A 19533-nucleotide genomic window follows, 5' to 3' on the forward strand; every position below is an offset into this window, starting at 1 on the left:
AATGAAGACCTCCAAACCCAATCTAGCCAAGATAATATTTTTTGATTTGATCTCTGAGGGTAAAGTTCCACTGGTGCTCCTTCTCTGTATATTCGCGAGTGCAATGGGGGTCGTTCTGACGACACATATGTCACGTCAAGCTATCACGCAAAAAGACATCGCGTCGGTGGAACGAGAACATCTTGACGATGAGTGGCGAAATTTAATGCTTGAAGAGACGGCTTTGGCTGAACATAGTCGGGTTCAAGCATCGGCAAAAAGAGAGCTAGGCATGAAACGCCCAGACGCTGACAAAGAAGTTGTGATTACACTGAAATGACCAGTAAAAAGGAAAAAGCACCCACGAAAACGGTGAAGAGATCAGCGAAAGATCATGTGAAGAGTGAAAATGACTCAGATCCAATTCTTATTAAATGGCGTTTCAACGTCGTGATTGCTTTCGTGTTTCTTGCCTTTGCAACACTCGTAGGTCGTGTCGCTTATATTCAAATTATTGAACCGGATAACTTAATTCGTCAAGGTGACCTTCGTTCTGTACGTGTAAAGGCTATTCCCTCTGCTCGCGGTATTATCTCAGACCGTAACGGTGAACCGCTTGCTGTGAGTGTTCCTGTTGAAGCGGTTTGGGCCGACCCTAAAACGATTTTTGATAAAAATGGCATGGCAGAAATTGATCGCTGGTATGCATTAGCTGATGTACTTGGCTTAGACCGGCAGTCGATGATTTCAAAACTCTCCAGTAACAAATCCCGTCGATTTATCTATCTACAAAGGCAAGTTAGCCCAGCGATGGCTAAATATATTCGTGAGCTTAAGCTGGCTGGTATTGGCCTTAAAGCGGAATCTCGTCGTTATTATCCTGCGGGTGAGGTCAGCGCGCATCTTATCGGTGTTACTGGGATCGACGGACACGGTTTGGAAGGGGTTGAGCGCAGCTATGATAAATGGCTCACGGGAGAGGCCGGTAAGCGCACGATCCGTAAAGATCGCTATGGGCGAGTTGTTGAAAATATAGCCCTAGAAGAGCGTGAAGAAGGCAAGCCACTAGAGTTGACAATTGATCAACGATTGCAAGCCATCGCTTACCGAGCTATCAAACAGGCCGTGGCTGATTACAAAGCGACTTCTGGCTCTGCCGTCTTGTTAGATGTAAAAACGGGGGCTGTATTAGCCATGGTTAATGCACCGTCTTACAATCCCAACAATCGTGCCGATCTACAAAGCTTTAAGATGCGAAATAGGGTCATCACTGATGCCATGGAACCGGGCTCGACAGTCAAACCTTTTGTAGTGCTTGCTGCACTCGAAAATGGGACCGCGGATGAAAACACAGTGATTGATACCGGGAATGGGATCATGCGAATTGGCGGTAGCCGCGTGCGAGACTCTTCCAAAGTGGGCAAAGCGGACTTGGCGTTGATTCTCAAGAAGTCGAGTAATATCGGTGTTGCAACACTAGCATTGAATATGCCTTTAGAATCGTTGCTTGGGATGTACAGTTCTGTCGGGTTTGGTGAAATGTCAGGGTTGAATTTGATCGGTGAAACGACGGGTATTTTTCCGAATCGTCGACGTTGGTCCAAGTTCGAGATCGCAACATTGGCGTTTGGTTATGGCTTATCAGTGACGCCGCTGCAGTTAGTTCATGCTTATGCCACGTTAGCGAACAGAGGTGTGTATGAACCGATTCATATCATTAAAAAGAATACCCAAGATTTTTCTAAGCAGATAATCAGTCGTAAGAATGCTGATTTGGTTATCAAAATGTTAGAAGGGGTGACTCACCCGGGCGGAACGGCAACCAAAGCGGCGGTTCCTGGTTATCGAGTGGCAGCCAAAACCGGTACTTCTCGAAAAGCAGATGCGGGAGGCTACAGTGACCAATATGTTGCAATTACGGCCGGTTTTGCTCCTGTGAGTGAGCCTAGAGTTGCACTGGTTGTTGTGGTCAACGAGCCTCAAGGAGACCTTTATTATGGTGGTTCGGTTGCTGGCCCTGTTTTTTCTGAAATCATGAAGGGGGCACTGCAAATACTGAATGTTCCTGCTGATGAAAACAAATTCCAAGAATAAGAATAGAGCCAATTAGGATTCAATATGAGTAGTAGCTTCACGCTGTCATCTTTACTTTCTCCTTGGGGAGACTTTTGCTCCCCTGAGTTGGATGCGATTGTTGTTGAGCAATTGGAGTTGGATAGCCGTACTATCCAGGACGGCGATATTTTTGTTGCGATAGTTGGGCATGCGGTCGATGGTCGTCGTTTTATCAATAAAGCCATCGCTCAAGGTGCGAAAGCCGTGATTGCACAAGCTGACGATGATAAAGCTCATGGTCTAGTTGAGTGGTTAAACGCGGTTCCAGTTGTTTACGTTTCAGAACTTAACTCAATGTTATCTGAACTCGCTGGGCGTGTTTACTCTTCTCAAAGCACAAAGTTGATTGGCGTAACGGGTACGAATGGTAAAACCACCATCACGCAATTGATAGCGCAATGGCTTGATCTCGTTGGTCTGCGTTCTGCGGTAATGGGCACTACGGGTAATGGTTTCTTAGATGAGCTGAAAACGGCCGCTAACACCACCGGCAGCGCCATTGAAATACAGCGTACACTCAGCGAGTTAGCGGCAAACAACGCGGTTTATACAGCGATGGAGATATCTTCTCATGGCTTGGTGCAGAGTCGTGTTAAAGCCTTAGATTTTGATGTTGGTGTGTTTACTAATTTGAGTCGTGATCACCTTGATTATCATGGGACCATGCAAGAGTACGCGCTAGCGAAGAAGAGCCTGTTCACTGAACATAAATGCAAGCATGCCGTTATCAATGTTGATGACGAAGTGGGCAAAGCTTGGATGGCTGATTTATCAGACGCGATTGCAGTTTCATTGCTTCCTCTAACCGATTACCAGCAATCAGTATGGGCTTCTGATGTGGCCTATGCGGAGACCGGCATCCAACTCTCTTTCGATGGGTGTTGGGGACAAGGCGATCTTTCGGTTCCATTGATTGGTCAGTTCAACGCATCAAACGTCTTGGTTGCCTTTGCGACCTTACTTTCATTAGGTATCGATAAGCAAACCTTGGTCGATACAGCGCCTCAGTTGCAACCGGTTATTGGCCGCATGGAATTATTCCAAGTGCCGAGCAAAGCAAAAGTGGTTGTCGATTATGCGCATACGCCCGATGCGCTAGAGAAAGCGTTGACCGCACTACGTGTGCATTGTTCAGGAAAATTGTGGGCAATCTTTGGTTGTGGTGGCGATCGTGACACTGGCAAGCGCCCTATGATGGCAGCAACTGCAGAACAGTTCGCCGATAAAATTATCATTTCCGATGACAATCCTCGTAGCGAAGATCCTGCCTTGATTGTCAAAGACATGCTCGTTGGTTTAAAGGAACCAGAATCGGCGTTCATCGAACACGATCGCTATCAAGCGGTTAAGTTTGCTTTAGAGCAAGCCAGCAGTAAGGACATTATTCTTTTGGCGGGTAAAGGCCATGAGGATTACCAAGTATTGAAAGACACGACGATCCATTACTCCGATCGAGAGTCTGCGCTACAACTTTTAGGTATTTCACAATGATTGATGTATCACTCGAGCAGGTTTGCTCTGTAGTTAACGGGACGTTGATTGAGGCGGGTGCGTCGAGCCGCAGCATCATAAATGCCGTTTCTATTGACACGCGTACCGTTGAGGAGGGCGCGTTGTTTGTTGCTCTCGTTGGTGAACGTTTTGATGCACATGACTTTTGTCATCAAGCGGTTGAGGCAAAGGCGAGCGCCTTGTTAGTTGAACGAAAACTTGACCTAAATATTACTCAAGTTGTTGTTGAAGACACTAAACTAGCTTTAGGTCAGCTAAGTGCTTGGATCCACAAACAATGTGATGTGCCAACCATGGCGATAACAGGAAGCTGTGGTAAAACGACCGTCAAAGAGATGGTGGCGAGCATTCTACAACAACGTGGCACGGTGCTATTTACGGCGGGTAACTTTAATAATGATATTGGTGTGCCATTAACCCTGTTACGCAGTGAACTTAATGATGACTACGCCGTGATCGAATTGGGGGCCAATCATATTGGTGAGATCGCCTACACGACACAGCTCGTGAAACCACAGGTTGCCTTAGTCAACAATGTGGCAGCTGCGCACCTAGAAGGATTTGGTTCGATCGATGGTGTTAGGCAAGCAAAAGGTGAAATCTTCCAGGGGCTGGCTGCCGGTGATGTTGCGATTGTGAACCTGGAGAGCAACGGTGGTGATTTTTGGCATGATGTACTCGCGGATAAAACGGTGCTGACATTTTCAGAAAGTGACAATACCGCGGATTACTTTGCTAAGAATATTTGCGTCAATGAACAAGGTGAAGCTTGCTTTGATATGCAGACGCCACAAGGCGCTATCCCCGTTGAACTTGGTATCATTGGCCAGCACAACGTCGCGAATGCGTTAGCGGCGGCAGCGTTGAGCGTTCAATTTGGTGCTACGCTTGACGAGATAAAAACCGGTTTAGCGAATCTTATCTCAGTCAAAGGGCGAGTTGAGGTTCAGCGATTAAGTGAGAATATCAAGCTAATCGATGACAGTTATAACGCCAGCGTGCCTGCGATGAAGGCGGCAGTTAAACTGCTTTCGAGCTTTAAAGGTCAACGTTGGTTGATTTTAGGCAATATGGCTGAATTAGGCGACGAAAGTCTTGCACTTCACCGTCAAGTCGGTGAATATGCTGCCCCATTCGCTTTTGAACATGTACTCACTTACGGTAATGATACCAAGGTGATTAGTGAAGTCTGTCATGGTACTCACTTTGCAACGCATCAAGCGATGATCACGCACATAGAGCAGCACTTATGCTTGCCAGAAAACGCCTCGCATACCTTGTTGGTAAAAGGCGCAAATAGTGCAGGAATGAGTAAAATAGCCGCTGCTTTAAAGGAGAACTTTTCATGATCATTTGGCTCGCAGATTTACTACAGCCACACTTTTCTTTTTTCCGTTTGTTCGAATATTTATCTTTTCGTGCAATCGCGAGTATCTTGACGGCGCTATGCCTGTCGCTGTGGATGGGACCTCGCTTAATTGAGCGTCTGCAAATGCTGCAAATTGGCCAAGTGGTTCGTAATGACGGCCCTGAGTCTCATTTCAGTAAACGTGGTACGCCAACCATGGGGGGGGTCATGATCTTGGCTGCGATCATCATTACTGTGTTGATGTGGGCCGATCTTTCTAACCCATATGTTTGGGCTGTTCTGGCTGTACTTGGTGGTTATGGCACTGTTGGTTTTGTTGATGACTACCGTAAAGTGGTTCGCAAGAATACCGATGGTTTGATTGCACGTTGGAAATACTTTTGGCAATCGGCCATTGCATTAGTGGTCGCATTTGCTCTGTATGCGCATGGTCAAGATACCGCAGCAACGCAACTGGTGGTTCCTTTCTTTAAAGATGTAATGCCACAGTTGGGTTTGTTATACATCGTACTGACGTACTTTGTTATCGTGGGGACCAGTAATGCGGTGAACCTAACCGATGGTCTCGATGGCTTGGCGATTATGCCAACGGTTATGGTTGCGGCTGGTTTTGCGGTGATTGCTTGGGCTACCGGTAATGTTAATTTTTCAGAATACCTACATATTCCATATATACCGTACACCTCTGAATTAGTGGTTGTTTGTACCGCTATTGTGGGGGCAGGGCTTGGTTTTTTATGGTTCAACACCTACCCAGCACAAGTGTTCATGGGCGATGTGGGCTCGCTAGCGCTTGGCGGTGCATTGGGTGTGATTGCGGTGTTAGTCCGTCAAGAGTTTGTACTGGTGATTATGGGGGGGGTGTTTGTTATGGAAACCTTATCCGTTATTCTTCAGGTCGGCTCTTATAAGTTGCGGGGCCAGCGTATTTTTCGTATGGCACCCATTCATCATCACTATGAATTGAAAGGTTGGCCTGAGCCGCGCGTCATCGTGCGTTTTTGGATTATCTCAATGGTATTAGTGCTGATTGGCCTGGCAACATTGAAAGTTCGTTAATTTTCTGTGTAAGCCTCTTTCGTTGGGGGCTTGAAAACAATAAAGAGCATCTTGTTTAAATGGAACAGTGGCAAAATATTCAAAATGTAGTCGTGGTGGGGCTCGGTATTACCGGGCTCTCTGTCGTGAAATATCTCGCCAAATTTCAACCTCACACTCAGGTGAAGGTGATTGATACGCGGGAACGACCACCTGGACGAGAGTCTTTGCCTCAATCGGTAGCACTGCATTCTGGAAGTTGGAACCGCCAATGGTTAGCCGATGCTGATTTAGTGGTTGCTAATCCGGGTATCGCTTTAGCAACACCTGAAATACAAGATGTGATTCAAGCGGGCACTCCTGTTGTTGGTGATATTGAACTGTTTGGTTGGGCGGTAGATAAGCCCGTTGTCGCTATAACCGGTTCTAATGGCAAGAGTACGGTGACCGATCTGACCGGTGTACTGGCAAAGGCTGCGGGTTTAAATGTCGGTGTGGGTGGCAACATTGGTATTCCTGCTTTGGATCTTCTCGAGCTGGATGCTGATTTATATGTTCTTGAGCTTTCAAGTTTTCAGTTAGAAACAACATCAAGCCTAAACTTAGCAGCAGCAGCATTTCTGAATCTGTCAGAAGACCATATGGATCGCTACCAAGGCATGGCTGATTACCGCGATGCCAAGTTAAGAATCTTTAACAATGCTCAATATGCGATTGTTAACCGCGACGACAAAGAGACGTATCCAGACCACAACATGTCATTAGTAACATTTGGACTCGATGACCAAGAGTTTGGTGTCGCGACAGTTGATGGCATCGAATGGCTGATCGATAACGGTAAGCCTGTACTTGCTACCCAAGATTTAACATTGGTTGGACGTCACAATGTGGCAAATGCGTTAGTCTCGCTAGCACTGCTTAAACAAGTCGGTATTGATTACAGCAAAAGCCTTGAAGCCTTGAAGGCCTACAATGGTTTGACACATCGTTGCCAAGTGGTGGCTGACAAACGCGAAATCAAATGGATTAACGACTCAAAAGCGACGAACGTAGCCAGCACATTAGCCGCTCTATCAGGGCTAGAATATGAAGGTACTTTATATCTCTTAGTCGGTGGTGTCGGTAAGGGGGCTGATTTTAGTGAGCTTGAGCCTGTGTTGTCACGGCTAGAGCGTGTTCAACTGTGTTGTTTCGGTGAAGATGCAGCGCAATTTATGCCGTTGCACCCATCAGCTAAGACGTTTGAAACTATGGATGACATCATCGAGAGTATCTCGAAACAGCTAGCCTCTGGAGATATGGTGATGTTATCTCCAGCGTGTGCAAGCTTCGATCAATTTAATAACTTCATGGCGAGAGGTGATGCGTTCACGGCACTTGCCCATGAGTATGCTTAACGTGTTGAAGGACTAACATTCAGTGCAAAGAGTCAAAGATATTCGCCTATCTATTTGGCAGTGGCTTAACCGAGCCACTCCAGAAGCGCTTTACGATCGTCAATTGGTATGGATCGCTCTTGGGCTGATGCTGACTGGCTTAGTGATGGTAACGTCAGCTTCGTTTCCTATTAGTGCTCGTTTAACCAATCAACCATTTCACTTTATGTTTCGCCATGCCATCTTCCTTGTGTTGGCTTTGGGCGTATCGAGTGTGATTTTACAAATCCCCATGAAGCGTTGGTTCCAATATAGTATGTACTTATTGGCCTTATCCTTCTTTTTACTGATCGTAGTGTTGGCCATTGGTAAGTCGGTTAATGGTGCATCGCGTTGGATTCCACTTGGGTTGTTTAACTTACAACCGGCAGAAGTCGCTAAGTTATCGTTGTTTATCTTTATGGCGGGCTACCTGGTTCGTAAGCAAGACGAAGTAAGGAAAACTTTCTTTGGTGGTTTTGCCAAGCCTATCATGGTGTTTGGTGCTTTTGCTGTGTTGCTACTGGGCCAGCCCGATTTGGGTACCGTAGTCGTAATGTTGGTAACTCTGTTCGGTATGCTATTTATCGCCGGCGCCAAGCTGTCCCAGTTTATCGCCTTGATGGTCGCGGGGATTGCTGCGGTCGTTGGTTTGATTCTTGTAGAGCCTTATCGTATTCGACGTGTGACCTCATTTTGGGAGCCGTGGAGTGACCCATTTGGCAGTGGTTATCAGTTAACTCAATCGTTAATCGCGTTTGGTCGTGGTGACTGGATGGGGCAAGGGCTTGGTAACTCGATTCAAAAGCTCGAATATCTTCCCGAGGCGCATACCGACTTTGTTTTTGCGGTTTTGGCTGAGGAGTTGGGCTTTATTGGTGTCACTTTAGTGCTAATCCTAATTTTTAGCTTAGTTTTTAAAGCGATTCTCATTGGCAAAAAAGCCTTCGAAAATGACCAAGCCTTCAGTGGCTATTTGGCATTTGGCATTGGTATTTGGTTCGCTTTTCAAACGCTTGTTAACGTCGGTGCGGCTTCCGGTATTGTTCCGACTAAAGGTCTCACATTGCCGTTGATCAGTTACGGTGGTTCCAGTCTCATTATCATGTCAGTGGCTGTTTCGATGCTATTGCGTATTGATCATGAATGTCGAGTACAACAAAAAGAACAAGCAGACAATCAAAACGAATTAGTTGAATAAGAATCTACCATGATGAAAAAAAACAAAAAATTGTTAGTGATGGCTGGTGGAACTGGTGGTCATGTTTTCCCAGGGTTAGCGGTGGCTAAAAAACTTCAGCAGCAAGGTTGGGAAATTCGTTGGTTAGGTACCGCGGATAGAATGGAAGCGGATTTAGTACCTAAGCACGGTATTGAAATTGACTTTATTAAAGTGAAAGGTTTGCGTGGTCAAGGCATTACCAAGTTAATCAAGGCACCATTTCAGATCATTAATGCCATACTTCAAGCAAAGCAATACATCAAAGCATGGCAGCCTGATGTGGTGCTTGGCATGGGGGGATATGTGAGTGGTCCCGGTGGTATCGCGGCATGGTTATCCGGTATTCCCGTGGTTCTTCATGAACAAAACGCCGTGGCGGGTTTAACCAATCAATGGCTCTCTAAAATAGCAAAAAAGGTATTCCAAGCGTTCCCTGGGGCTTTCCCTGCCGCAGAAGTAGTGGGGAATCCAGTGCGGGAAGATGTTGTTGCCTTAACTGAACCCGAGCAACGCATGGCTGAACGTGACGGTGATGTTCGTATCCTAGTCATGGGTGGTAGCCAAGGCGCGAAAATTCTTAACGATACTCTGCCTGTGACATTGGCTCAGTTAGGCTCTGGTTTTACCGTGATGCACCAAGCGGGTAAAAACAACCAACAGCAAGTGATTGAACAATACAAATCACATTCTGTAGATAATGTTCAAGTAACTGAATTTATTGATGATGTGGCGCAAGCTTATGAGTGGGCTGATCTATTAGTGTGTCGCTCAGGAGCATTAACTGTATCAGAAGTGTCTGCCGCCGGTGTTGGTTCTATCTTCGTTCCATTTATGCATAAAGATAGACAACAAGCGTTGAATGCTGATCACCTAGTTGAATGTGGGGCGGCGTTAATGATCGAACAGCCTCAACTGACGGCCGATAAGCTTGCGAATACCATCGCTCAGCTTGATAGAAATGAATTAAAAATGATGGCAACAAAAGCTCGTCAAGCCGCCAAGCTTGATGCTGATGTGACCGTCGCTGAAGCGATTAAAGCTTTAGCAAAATAATGAGATTGAATTGATGACGATTGAACATACCCAAGACTTAGCGCAAATCCGTGCAATGGTGCCAGAGATGCGCCGTGTTAAATCCATCCACTTCATTGGTATTGGTGGCGCGGGAATGAGCGGGATTGCTGAAGTCTTGCTTAATGAAGGTTACCAGATCACGGGGTCTGATATTGCTCAAAACCCAGTGACCGATCGTTTAGTTAGCAAAGGTGCCACCGTTTACATCGGTCACCAAGCAAGCAACGTTGTTGATGCCAGTGTTGTGGTAGTTTCAACCGCCATCAACGAAGAGAACCCTGAGATCATTGCCGCTCGCGACGCGCGAACCCCTATCGTTCGCCGTGCTGAAATGCTGGCTGAGCTGATGCGTTTTCGTCATGGTATCGCTGTGGCTGGGACGCATGGTAAAACAACGACAACCGCGTTAGTTACGCAGATTTACTCGGAAGCAGGCTTGGATCCAACCTTTGTTAATGGTGGTTTGGTTAAGAGTGCTGGGACTAATGCCCGCTTAGGCTCTAGCCGTATCCTTATCGCAGAAGCTGATGAAAGTGACGCATCATTCCTACATCTGCAACCAATGGTTAGTATTGTTACTAATATTGAAGCGGATCATATGGATACTTATGGCGGCGATTTTGAAACGCTAAAGCAGACGTTTATTGATTTCTTACACAACCTGCCATTCTACGGCCAGGCTGTGATGTGTATTGATGATCCAGTCGTGCGTGAGCTTATTCCTTTGGTGAGTCGTCAAGTGATTACCTACGGCTTCTCAGAAGATGCGGATATTCGTATTGAGAACTACGTACAAGAAGGCCAACAAGGCAAATTCACGGTGGTACGTGAAGGTAAAGCTAATCTTGATATTACGTTAAACATTCCGGGTCGCCATAATGCTCTGAATGCCTCGGCTGCGATTGCAGTTGCAACGGAAGATGACATTAGCGACGAAGCGATTCTAAAAGCGATGGCGGGGACGGAAGGGACAGGTCGTCGTTTTGATCATCTTGGTGAATACGAAACGGGCAAGGGGATTGCAATGTTGGTTGATGATTATGGTCATCATCCAACTGAAGTCGATGTGACGATTCAAGCGGCTCGGAGTGGCTGGACAGATAAACGCCTTGTCATGATCTTCCAACCACATCGCTACAGCCGCACCCGCGATCTGTATGATGATTTTGCTAACGTTCTTGAACAAGTTGATGTTTTAATCTTATTGGATGTTTACTCGGCCGGTGAGAAGCCGATTGCCGGTGCTGACGGACGCTCGTTAAGCCGAACTATTCGTGGACGTGGTAAGATTGATCCGATTTTCGTTGCTGATATCGACACACTGCCATCTGTTCTTGCTAACGTAATTCAAGGCGGTGACCTTGTTTTAACTCAAGGGGCCGGTGATGTAGGTCGCGTAGCGAAACAACTTGAGTCGTTACAACTCGATATTAATAAAATGCAGAATCCTTAACAGAATACGGTTTAAAGACTGTGGTTGATCGCTCACTTCTTGCGATTGACCTGAAATTGACCAAAAATGTTATTATCAACGTTTGATACTTTAATTTTGCTCAGTATAATTCATAGGTTAAAGTAAGTGCTTTAAATCTATTACGATGATAGGGAATAGAATTGCGAACCAACGACAGGGAATGCGGGCTTTGGTAGAAAGTACTTTTAGCGAAAACCGCCACCTATTCAGTATACCATTGTTGAAGAAACATGCGCTTGGTGGTTCTTTTTTAGTTTTGGTATTGCTATTCATTGGGTTTCTTTTCTATACCACGCTGACTTGGATGTGGGACGATCAGCGATTGCCTCTTTCTAAAATAGTGCTTCAAGGTGATTTAACTTATGTAACGGCGGGTGATGTTCAGCATGCTTTTGGTCAGTTAGAGCATATCGGGACCTTCATGTCGCAAGACATTGGTGTGTTGCAAGACAGTTTAGAAGCATTACCTTGGGTGTCTGCTGTCTCTATTCGTAAGCAGTGGCCAGACACAATAAAAGTTTTTTTGACTGAGTACCATGCGGCAGCAATCTGGAATGGTAATATGCTGTTGAATGAAAATGGTCAGGTGTTCAATGGTGATATCGGCCTGTTGAAGGGTGATAGAGTCAAGCTTTACGGCCCAGAAGGCACCAGCCAAGAAGTGATAGAAAAATGGCGACAGATAACCCCTTCGATTAACCGTCTAGGTTTATCCGTCACCTCACTCGTTCTCAACGAGCGTCGCGCTTGGCAAATAATCCTAGATAACGGTATCCGTTTAGAACTAGGTAAAGATTCTTTAGGTGAGCGTGTTGATCGCTTTATTTTGCTTTACAACGAATTAGGTAGTAAAGCGAATCAAGTGAGCTACATCGACCTCAGGTATGATACGGGAGCCGCTGTAGGCTGGTTTCCAGAGCAATAGTTAGAAGAGAGCACAGATGACTAAGACCGCAGATGACAACATAATCGTTGGTCTTGATATAGGCACTGCGACCATATCCGCTCTGGTTGGTGAAATATTGCCTGATGGTCAAATCAATATCATTGGTTCAGGGCAAAGCCCATCCAGAGGTATGGATAAAGGTGGTGTAAACGACCTAGAGTCGGTAGTTAAGTCGGTTCAGAGAGCGATTGATCAAGCTGAGTTGATGGCGGAATGCCGGATCAGCAATGTTTTTATCTCGCTATCGGGCAAACATATCGCAAGCCGAATTGAAAAAGGCATGGGCACTATTTCAGATGAAGAAGTGTCCCAAGATGACATGGATCGAGCGATTCATACCGCGAAATCAATTAAAATAGGTGATGAGCAGAGAATTCTGCACGTGATTCCGCAAGAATTTACCATTGATTACCAAGAGGGAATTAAGAATCCGCTTGGTTTATCGGGTGTTCGAATGGAAGTGAGCGTTCATCTGATTTCTTGTCATAGCGATATGGCGAGAAATATTATTAAAGCTGTCGAGCGATGTGGTCTCACAGTCGAACAAATCGTATTCTCAGGACTTGCCTCAAGTAATGCGGTAATTACTGAAGACGAGCGGGAGCTTGGAGTGTGTGTGGTCGATATTGGTGCCGGTACCATGGATATTTCCATTTGGACTGGCGGCGCTCTTCGACACACAGAAGTCTTTTCCTACGCAGGAAATGCGGTAACCAGTGATATTGCCTTCGCTTTCGGTACACCTGTGAGTGATGCTGAAGAGATAAAAGTAAGCCATGGTTGCGCTTTGAGTGAACTCGTAAGTAAGGACGATTCAGTGAATGTCCCAAGTGTTGGTGGTCGCCCATCGAGAAGTTTGCAACGACAAACGTTATCGGAAGTGATTGAACCACGTTACACTGAACTTATGGGGCTTGTTAACCAAACTATTGATACGGTTCAATTACAGCTACGCGATGAAGGTATTAAACACCACCTTGCAGCTGGTGTGGTTCTGACTGGTGGAGCGGCACAAATTGACGGGTTGGTAGAGTGTGCGGAACGCGTATTCCGCAATCAAGTTCGAGTTGGTAAGCCATTAGAAGTTAGTGGCTTAACTGACTATGTTAAAGAGCCGTATCATTCTACGGCGGTTGGTTTACTTCATTACGCAAGAGATTGCCAGATAAGTGATGAAGGTGATTACAGTGAACCTAAGCGTTCAGCACCTTCTATGTCTTCTATGTCAGGCTTATTTGGTAAATTGCGTAATTGGATACAAAAAGAGTTTTAACCTGAGTTGCAGGAAAAAACGGAGATAACACATGTTTGAACCGATGATGGAAATGTCTGACGATGCTGTAATCAAAGTCGTTGGAGTTGGTGGCGGTGGCGGCAACGCTGTTGAGCACATGGTACGTGAATCAATCGAAGGTGTAGAATTCATCAGTGTTAACACTGATGCACAAGCACTTCGTAAAACGAGCGTGAGCAGCGTGATCCAAATTGGTGGTGATATCACTAAAGGTTTGGGCGCTGGTGCAAACCCACAAGTAGGCCGTGATGCAGCTCTCGAAGATCGAGACAGAATTAAAGAAGTTCTAACGGGTGCCGATATGGTCTTTATCGCAGCCGGTATGGGCGGTGGTACCGGTACAGGTGCTGCTCCCGTTATTGCTGAAGTGGCGAAAGAGCTGGGCGTGTTAACGGTTGCTGTTGTCACAAAGCCTTTTAGCTTTGAAGGCAAAAAGCGTTTAGCGTTTGCTGAGCAAGGCATTGAAGAGCTTTCTAAACATGTGGATTCTTTAATTACGATTCCAAATGAGAAGCTACTCAAAGTGCTTGGCCGCGGCGTAACGCTACTCGAAGCTTTCGCAAGTGCAAACGATGTACTTAAAAATGCGGTACAAGGTATTGCTGAACTCATTACTCGCCCTGGTATGATTAACGTCGATTTCGCGGATGTTCGCACCGTAATGTCGGAAATGGGTCATGCAATGATGGGTAGCGGTATCGCAAAAGGTGAAGACCGTGCTGAAGAAGCGGCTGAAACGGCAATTTCTAGCCCACTACTCGAAGACATCGACCTCGCGGGTGCGCGTGGTGTTCTTGTGAACATCACAGCTGGCTTAGATATGCGTCTAGATGAATTTGAAACAGTCGGTAATACAGTTAAGGCATTCGCATCTGATAACGCAACCGTGGTGATTGGTACTTCTCTAGACCCTGATATGACGGATGAAATTCGTGTGACTGTTGTAGCAACAGGCATCGGTACTGAGAAAAAACCAGACATTACATTAGTTGCTGGTGGCAAAGCTAAGGTTGCATCAACGCCTCAACCACAGGTCGCAGCTCAAACTGCAGCAAAAGTGGAAGATAAAGTGGCACAGCCATTGCAGGAAAAAACTGAAGTGAAACCTCAAGTTAAGCCGCAATCAACGACATCAACGGTTTCTTCAGGAACAGGCGCTAGCCAGAGTGCGGCACCTAAAGCTGAAAAAGAGAGTGGATACTTAGATATTCCAGCGTTCTTGCGACGTCAGGCTGACTAGTCAATACTCAAAATTTGACTATCGTCGAATTAATGATAAAATTCACGGTCGGTAGATGCTGGCCGTGATTTGTAGCACTGATAAGAGGTAAGTAGATGATTAGACAACGTACTCTCAAAGAGATCGTGAAAACAACTGGTGTGGGTCTCCACTCTGGTCGTAAAGTCACACTTACTCTTCGTCCGGCAGCTGCAAATACAGGTATTGTTTATCGTCGTACTGATGTCAATCCGCCTGTCGATTTTCCAGCTGACCCTGCGTCAGTTCGTGACACGATGCTATGTACTGCTCTTGTTAACGACGAAGGTGTGCGTATTTCGACAGTGGAACACCTTAACGCAGCTCTAGCGGGTATGGGCATCGACAACATCATTATTGAAGTCGATGCACCTGAGATCCCAATTATGGATGGTAGCGCAAGCCCATTTGTATACTTGCTACAGCAAGCGGGTGTCGAAACACTGAATGCAGCGAAGCGTTTTATTCGAATCAAGAAACCCGTTCGTTTTGAGGATGGCGATAAATGGGCAGAATTTGTACCATTTGACGGCTTCCGAATGGATTTTGAAATCGAATTCAATCACCCAGCGATTGAATCCGATGAGCAACGTTTGTTATTTGATTTCTCATCGCAAGGTTTTGTAAAACAGATTTCTCGCGCTCGTACTTTCGGCTTCATGCGTGATATTGAGTACCTGCAATCACAAAATTTGTGTTTGGGTGGTAGCTTTGATTGTGCCATCGTACTGGATGAATACCGCATTCTTAATGAAGAAGGTCTTCGTTTCGAGAATGAGTTTGTCACTCATAAAGTACTCGACGCGATTGGCGACCTTTATATGTGTGGACACGCTATTATTGGTGAGTTCCGCGCATACAAATCAGGTCACGGTCTAAATAATCAACTTTTACGTGCAGTGCTTGCTGACGCAGAAGCTTGGGAATGGGCTACATTTGAAGAAGAAGTCGGTTCTCCAGTGGCTTTCGCAGAGCCGGGTATGGTTCTAGCGTAATAAGTGGCTTACAACAATATAAGATTTCAAAAACCAGGTCATCGGCCTGGTTTTTTTGTGTCTATTTTCCAGATACAGTGTCGTTAACCTCCGGAAATTGCTGGCCAATGGGCTGCTGTTTGCTTAATCCAGCAGCAATTAGAAAGAAAAGTTCCAAGCACATCAAACAAATGGTGTTCTAAATGGTCGTTAGTGTGAAAATTACTTACACTAAGGGGCATTAATTTTAACTCAAGCCTTGAAAACTCTACGCTCAAGTACAATATCAAAGATACTAGATTTATCTCAGTATCCTTGGTTAGTAACTGAAGACTAGCTTATCGCTAGTAGAGACTGACGGCATTTAAAATAGATCGCGGACGATCTGAGAACGAAGAGATTCCAAGCACATGATTACTAAGCTGCTGACAAAGGTAATTGGCAGTCGCAATGACAGAACACTGCGCCGCCTTAGAAAAATTGTAAAAGAAATTAATAGCTACGAACCGTCATTAGAAGCTCTATCTGATGAAGAGTTAAAAGCAAAAACGGTTGAGTTTCGTGAGCGCTTAGATAAGGGAGAATCGTTAGACCAACTTCTACCAGAAGCATTTGCAACGGTACGAGAAGCGTCAAAACGTGTTTATGGTATGCGCCACTTCGACGTGCAATTGATTGGTGGCATGGTTTTAAATGCTGGCCAAATTGCAGAAATGCGTACTGGTGAAGGTAAAACTCTTACTGCAACTTTGCCTGCTTATCTTAATGCTTTACCAAGTAAAGGTGTTCATGTCGTAACGGTGAACGATTACTTAGCGAAGCGTGATGCGGAAACAAACCGCCCATTATTTGAATTCCTTGGTATGACGGTTGGCGTGAATGTGCCAAATATGGCTCCGCCAGAAAAGAAAGCGGCGTATCAAGCTGATATTTTATACGGGACTAACAACGAATTTGGTTTCGATTACCTACGTGACAACATGGCTTTTCGTGCTGAAGACCGAGTTCAGCGTGAGCGTTTTTTCGCTGTTGTCGATGAAGTTGACTCAATCCTAATCGATGAAGCTCGAACTCCACTGGTTATTTCTGGACCGGCTGAAGATAGCTCAGATCTCTACACGCGTATTAATACGTTGATCCCTCACCTTGAGCGTCAAGATAAAGAAGATTCTGAAGAGTACCGTGGCGAAGGTCACTACACCATGGATGAAAAATCGAAACAAGTTCACCTGACTGAAAACGGTCAAGAATTTGTTGAAGAGTTGATGGTGAAAAATGGCTTGATGGAAGACGGAGACACGCTTTACTCTCCAACTAATATCAGTTTATTACACCACGTAAACGCGGCTCTTCGTGCGCATGTTCTGTTTGAGAAAAACGTTGATTACATTGTTACGGAAGACGGTGAAGTTGTTATTGTTGACGAACATACGGGTCGTACAATGCCGGGTCGTCGTTGGTCTGAAGGGTTACACCAAGCTGTTGAAGCGAAAGAAGGTGTGAAGATTCAGAATGAAAACCAGACGCTCGCATCAATTACATTCCAGAACTTCTTCCGCTTGTACGAAAAACTGTCTGGTATGACAGGTACTGCCGATACAGAAGCGTTCGAATTTCAGTCTATTTACGGCCTAGAAACGGTGGTTATCCCAACCAATAAACCTATGGTTCGTAACGATATGCCAGATGTGGTTTATCGTACCGAAGAAGACAAATTTAATGCGATCATTGAGGATATTAAAGATCGTGTAGCAGCGGGTCAGCCATCGCTGGTTGGTACTGTGTCTATTGAAAAATCTGAGCTTCTTTCAAATGCCCTGAAGAAAGCTAAGATTAAGCATAATGTTCTAAACGCCAAGTTCCACGAAATGGAAGCTGAGATCGTAGCGCAAGCGGGTACGCCTAGCGCGGTCACCATTGCAACTAACATGGCCGGTCGTGGTACCGATATCGTGCTAGGTGGTAGTTGGCAGGCACAAGTTGAGAAATTAGAAAACCCAACTCAAGAGCAGATCGACAAGATCAAATCGGATTGGAGAATCATCCACGATAAAGTGCTTGAGTCTGGAGGTCTGCACATCATCGGTACTGAGCGTCATGAATCTCGTCGTATCGATAATCAGCTACGTGGTCGTTCTGGTCGTCAAGGTGATGCGGGTTCTTCTCGTTTCTATCTATCGATGGAGGATTCTTTACTTCGTATCTTTACTTCTGATCGTATGGCAGGTCTTATTCAAAGTGGCATGGACGAAGGCGAAGCGATTGAGTCTAAAATGTTGTCCCGCTCCATTGAAAAAGCACAACGTAAAGTGGAAGGGCGTAACTTCGATATTCGTAAGCAGCTGCTTGAGTACGATGATGTTGCCAATGACCAACGTAAAGTCGTTTATGAGCTTCGTGATGAATTGATGAGTTCTGAAGATATCAGTGAAATGATCGAGCACAACCGTGAAGATGTGTTTGCTTCGATCATTGATGAGTATATTGCACCGCAATCACTAGACGAAATGTGGGATATAGCCGGTCTACAAGAACGTTTGAAAAATGACTTCGATCTTGAGTTCGATATTCAAGGTTGGTTAGACGAAGATGATAAGCTCTACGAAGAAGCATTACGTGAACGTATCCTAGGTATGGCGGTTGATTCGTATAAACAGAAAGAAGAAGTGGTTGGTGCTCAAGTACTACGCAACTTCGAGAAGTCTGTGATGCTACAAACGCTCGATACTCTTTGGAAAGAGCATCTGGCTGCAATGGATCACCTTCGCCAAGGTATTCATCTGCGTGGTTATGCTCAAAAGAACCCAAAACAAGAGTACAAACGTGAGTCATTTGAACTGTTTGAAGGTCTTTTAGAAGCTCTGAAATTAGACGTTATTACTATCCTTTCTAAAGTTCGCGTTCAGCAACAAGAAGAAGTGGAAAGGATGGAAGCTCAACGCCAAGCTCAAGCTGAAGAAGCGGCTCGTCGTGCACAAGCACAACATGCAAGCGCTGAAAATCAGTTAGGGAACAATGAAGCAAACACCGCCTCTCCACAAACGGTAGTACGCGAAGAGCGTAAAGTGGGCCGAAACGAACCATGTCCATGTGGAAGTGGCAAAAAATACAAACAGTGTCACGGTCAAATTAACTAATTGAACCGTTGTCAGAAATAAAAAGAGTCGCTTACGCGACTCTTTTTGTATGTAAATTTCATGGCTTACTTTGTTATGCAAGGAAGTCGTCATTCCCTATAGCGAGGAACGAGCGTAGTAGGGAATCTCGTTTAGTTAGGCTCATGTTGTTTTAGATCCCCAACTCAGTCGTTCCTCCTTCTTGAGGATGACGTATTAAGGGACTGCATGAGCGAAGTGCTTTATTAAGGAACACCATATGAAAAGAACCCATATTGTTGCGGGTATCATCTTTAACTCAGATAAGTCACAGGTATTCATCACTAAACGCCCGGACGACAAACACAAAGGCGGTTTCTGGGAATTCCCTGGTGGCAAGGTTGAAGTCGGCGAAACCATTGAACAAGCAATGACTCGTGAGCTTGATGAAGAGATTGGGATTAAGGTGACAGAGCAGTCACTGTTTGAACATCTTGAATTTGATTACACCGATAAGTCGCTTAAGTTCGACTTCATCCTTGTGACCGACTTTGAGGAGCAACCTTATGGCAAAGAAGGTCAACAAGGTGAATGGGTAAGCCTAGAATCATTGAATCAATACACCTTTCCAGAGGCAAATGTGCCAATTTTAGAGCGAGTAATAAAAGAGTTTTCGTAATTGCTAGCCTGAGTTTGAGATTGTTGTTAGTTTAAAGAGATTAATCGATTGAACGTTGCTGCAAGAGATAAGTGGCAACAGTAACCAAA

Annotated in this window: 15 protein-coding genes; all 15 read left to right on the top strand. The window is 45.3% G+C overall.

The window, feature by feature from the left end; translation table 11 throughout:
- The first annotated feature begins 1 nt into the window (after nt 1).
- Complete coding sequence (gene ftsL, locus OCU36_RS02210; protein WP_261838848.1) at nt 2–319, top strand: cell division protein FtsL; 318 nt, start codon at nt 2–4, stop codon at nt 317–319.
- Nucleotides 316–2073 (top strand): penicillin-binding transpeptidase domain-containing protein, encoded by a 1758-nt coding sequence (locus tag OCU36_RS02215; RefSeq protein ID WP_261838849.1) that lies wholly within the window; start codon nt 316–318, stop codon nt 2071–2073. The genes ftsL and OCU36_RS02215 overlap by 4 nt, the downstream gene beginning before the upstream one ends.
- Before the next feature lie 24 nt (nt 2074–2097).
- Nucleotides 2098–3585: a UDP-N-acetylmuramoyl-L-alanyl-D-glutamate--2,6-diaminopimelate ligase gene (gene murE / locus OCU36_RS02220; protein WP_261838850.1), complete on the top strand. Its 1488-nt coding sequence runs from the start codon at nt 2098–2100 to the stop codon at nt 3583–3585.
- Nucleotides 3582–4955 (top strand): UDP-N-acetylmuramoyl-tripeptide--D-alanyl-D-alanine ligase, encoded by a 1374-nt coding sequence (locus OCU36_RS02225; protein WP_261838851.1) that lies wholly within the window; start codon nt 3582–3584, stop codon nt 4953–4955. Before murE ends, OCU36_RS02225 begins: the two co-directional genes overlap by 4 nt.
- The gene (gene mraY / locus OCU36_RS02230; protein ID WP_261838852.1) at nt 4952–6034 is read left to right on the top strand and encodes a phospho-N-acetylmuramoyl-pentapeptide-transferase; all 1083 of its coding nucleotides are present in this window, start codon (nt 4952–4954) and stop codon (nt 6032–6034) included. Before OCU36_RS02225 ends, mraY begins: the two co-directional genes overlap by 4 nt.
- Before the next feature lie 59 nt (nt 6035–6093).
- Nucleotides 6094–7410, top strand: a complete 1317-nt coding sequence (gene murD, locus OCU36_RS02235; RefSeq protein WP_261838853.1) for a UDP-N-acetylmuramoyl-L-alanine--D-glutamate ligase — start codon at nt 6094–6096, stop codon at nt 7408–7410.
- 22 nt (nt 7411–7432) lie between these two features.
- Nucleotides 7433–8629, top strand: a complete 1197-nt coding sequence (ftsW, locus tag OCU36_RS02240) for a cell division protein FtsW (RefSeq protein ID WP_261838854.1) — start codon at nt 7433–7435, stop codon at nt 8627–8629.
- A 12-nt stretch (nt 8630–8641) separates the two neighbouring features.
- Nucleotides 8642–9703 carry an undecaprenyldiphospho-muramoylpentapeptide beta-N-acetylglucosaminyltransferase gene (gene murG, locus OCU36_RS02245; RefSeq protein ID WP_261839672.1) on the top strand — a complete coding sequence of 354 codons (1062 nt, stop codon included), beginning with the start codon at nt 8642–8644 and terminating at the stop codon, nt 9701–9703.
- A gap of 13 nt (nt 9704–9716) precedes the next feature.
- Nucleotides 9717–11177 carry a UDP-N-acetylmuramate--L-alanine ligase gene (gene murC, locus OCU36_RS02250; protein ID WP_261838855.1) on the top strand — a complete coding sequence of 487 codons (1461 nt, stop codon included), beginning with the start codon at nt 9717–9719 and terminating at the stop codon, nt 11175–11177.
- Nucleotides 11178–11367: 190 nt separating this feature from the next.
- The gene (locus OCU36_RS02255; RefSeq protein WP_261838856.1) at nt 11368–12123 is read left to right on the top strand and encodes a cell division protein FtsQ/DivIB; all 756 of its coding nucleotides are present in this window, start codon (nt 11368–11370) and stop codon (nt 12121–12123) included.
- Nucleotides 12124–12139: 16 nt separating this feature from the next.
- On the top strand, nt 12140–13417 hold the full coding sequence (gene ftsA / locus OCU36_RS02260) for a cell division protein FtsA (protein WP_261838857.1): 1278 nt from the start codon (nt 12140–12142) through the stop codon (nt 13415–13417).
- 31 nt (nt 13418–13448) lie between these two features.
- Nucleotides 13449–14678, top strand: coding sequence for a cell division protein FtsZ (gene ftsZ, locus OCU36_RS02265; protein ID WP_261838858.1), 1230 nt, complete (start codon nt 13449–13451; stop codon nt 14676–14678).
- Between the two features lie 95 nt (nt 14679–14773).
- On the top strand, nt 14774–15691 hold the full coding sequence (lpxC, locus tag OCU36_RS02270) for a UDP-3-O-acyl-N-acetylglucosamine deacetylase (protein WP_261838859.1): 918 nt from the start codon (nt 14774–14776) through the stop codon (nt 15689–15691).
- 389 nt (nt 15692–16080) lie between these two features.
- The gene (gene secA, locus OCU36_RS02275; protein ID WP_261838860.1) at nt 16081–18807 is read left to right on the top strand and encodes a preprotein translocase subunit SecA; all 2727 of its coding nucleotides are present in this window, start codon (nt 16081–16083) and stop codon (nt 18805–18807) included.
- Between the two features lie 238 nt (nt 18808–19045).
- On the top strand, nt 19046–19444 hold the full coding sequence (mutT, locus tag OCU36_RS02280) for an 8-oxo-dGTP diphosphatase MutT (RefSeq protein WP_261838861.1): 399 nt from the start codon (nt 19046–19048) through the stop codon (nt 19442–19444).
- Nucleotides 19445–19533: the final 89 nt, after the last annotated feature.

Source organism: Vibrio artabrorum (assembly GCF_024347295.1).
GTDB lineage: Bacteria > Pseudomonadota > Gammaproteobacteria > Enterobacterales > Vibrionaceae > Vibrio > Vibrio artabrorum.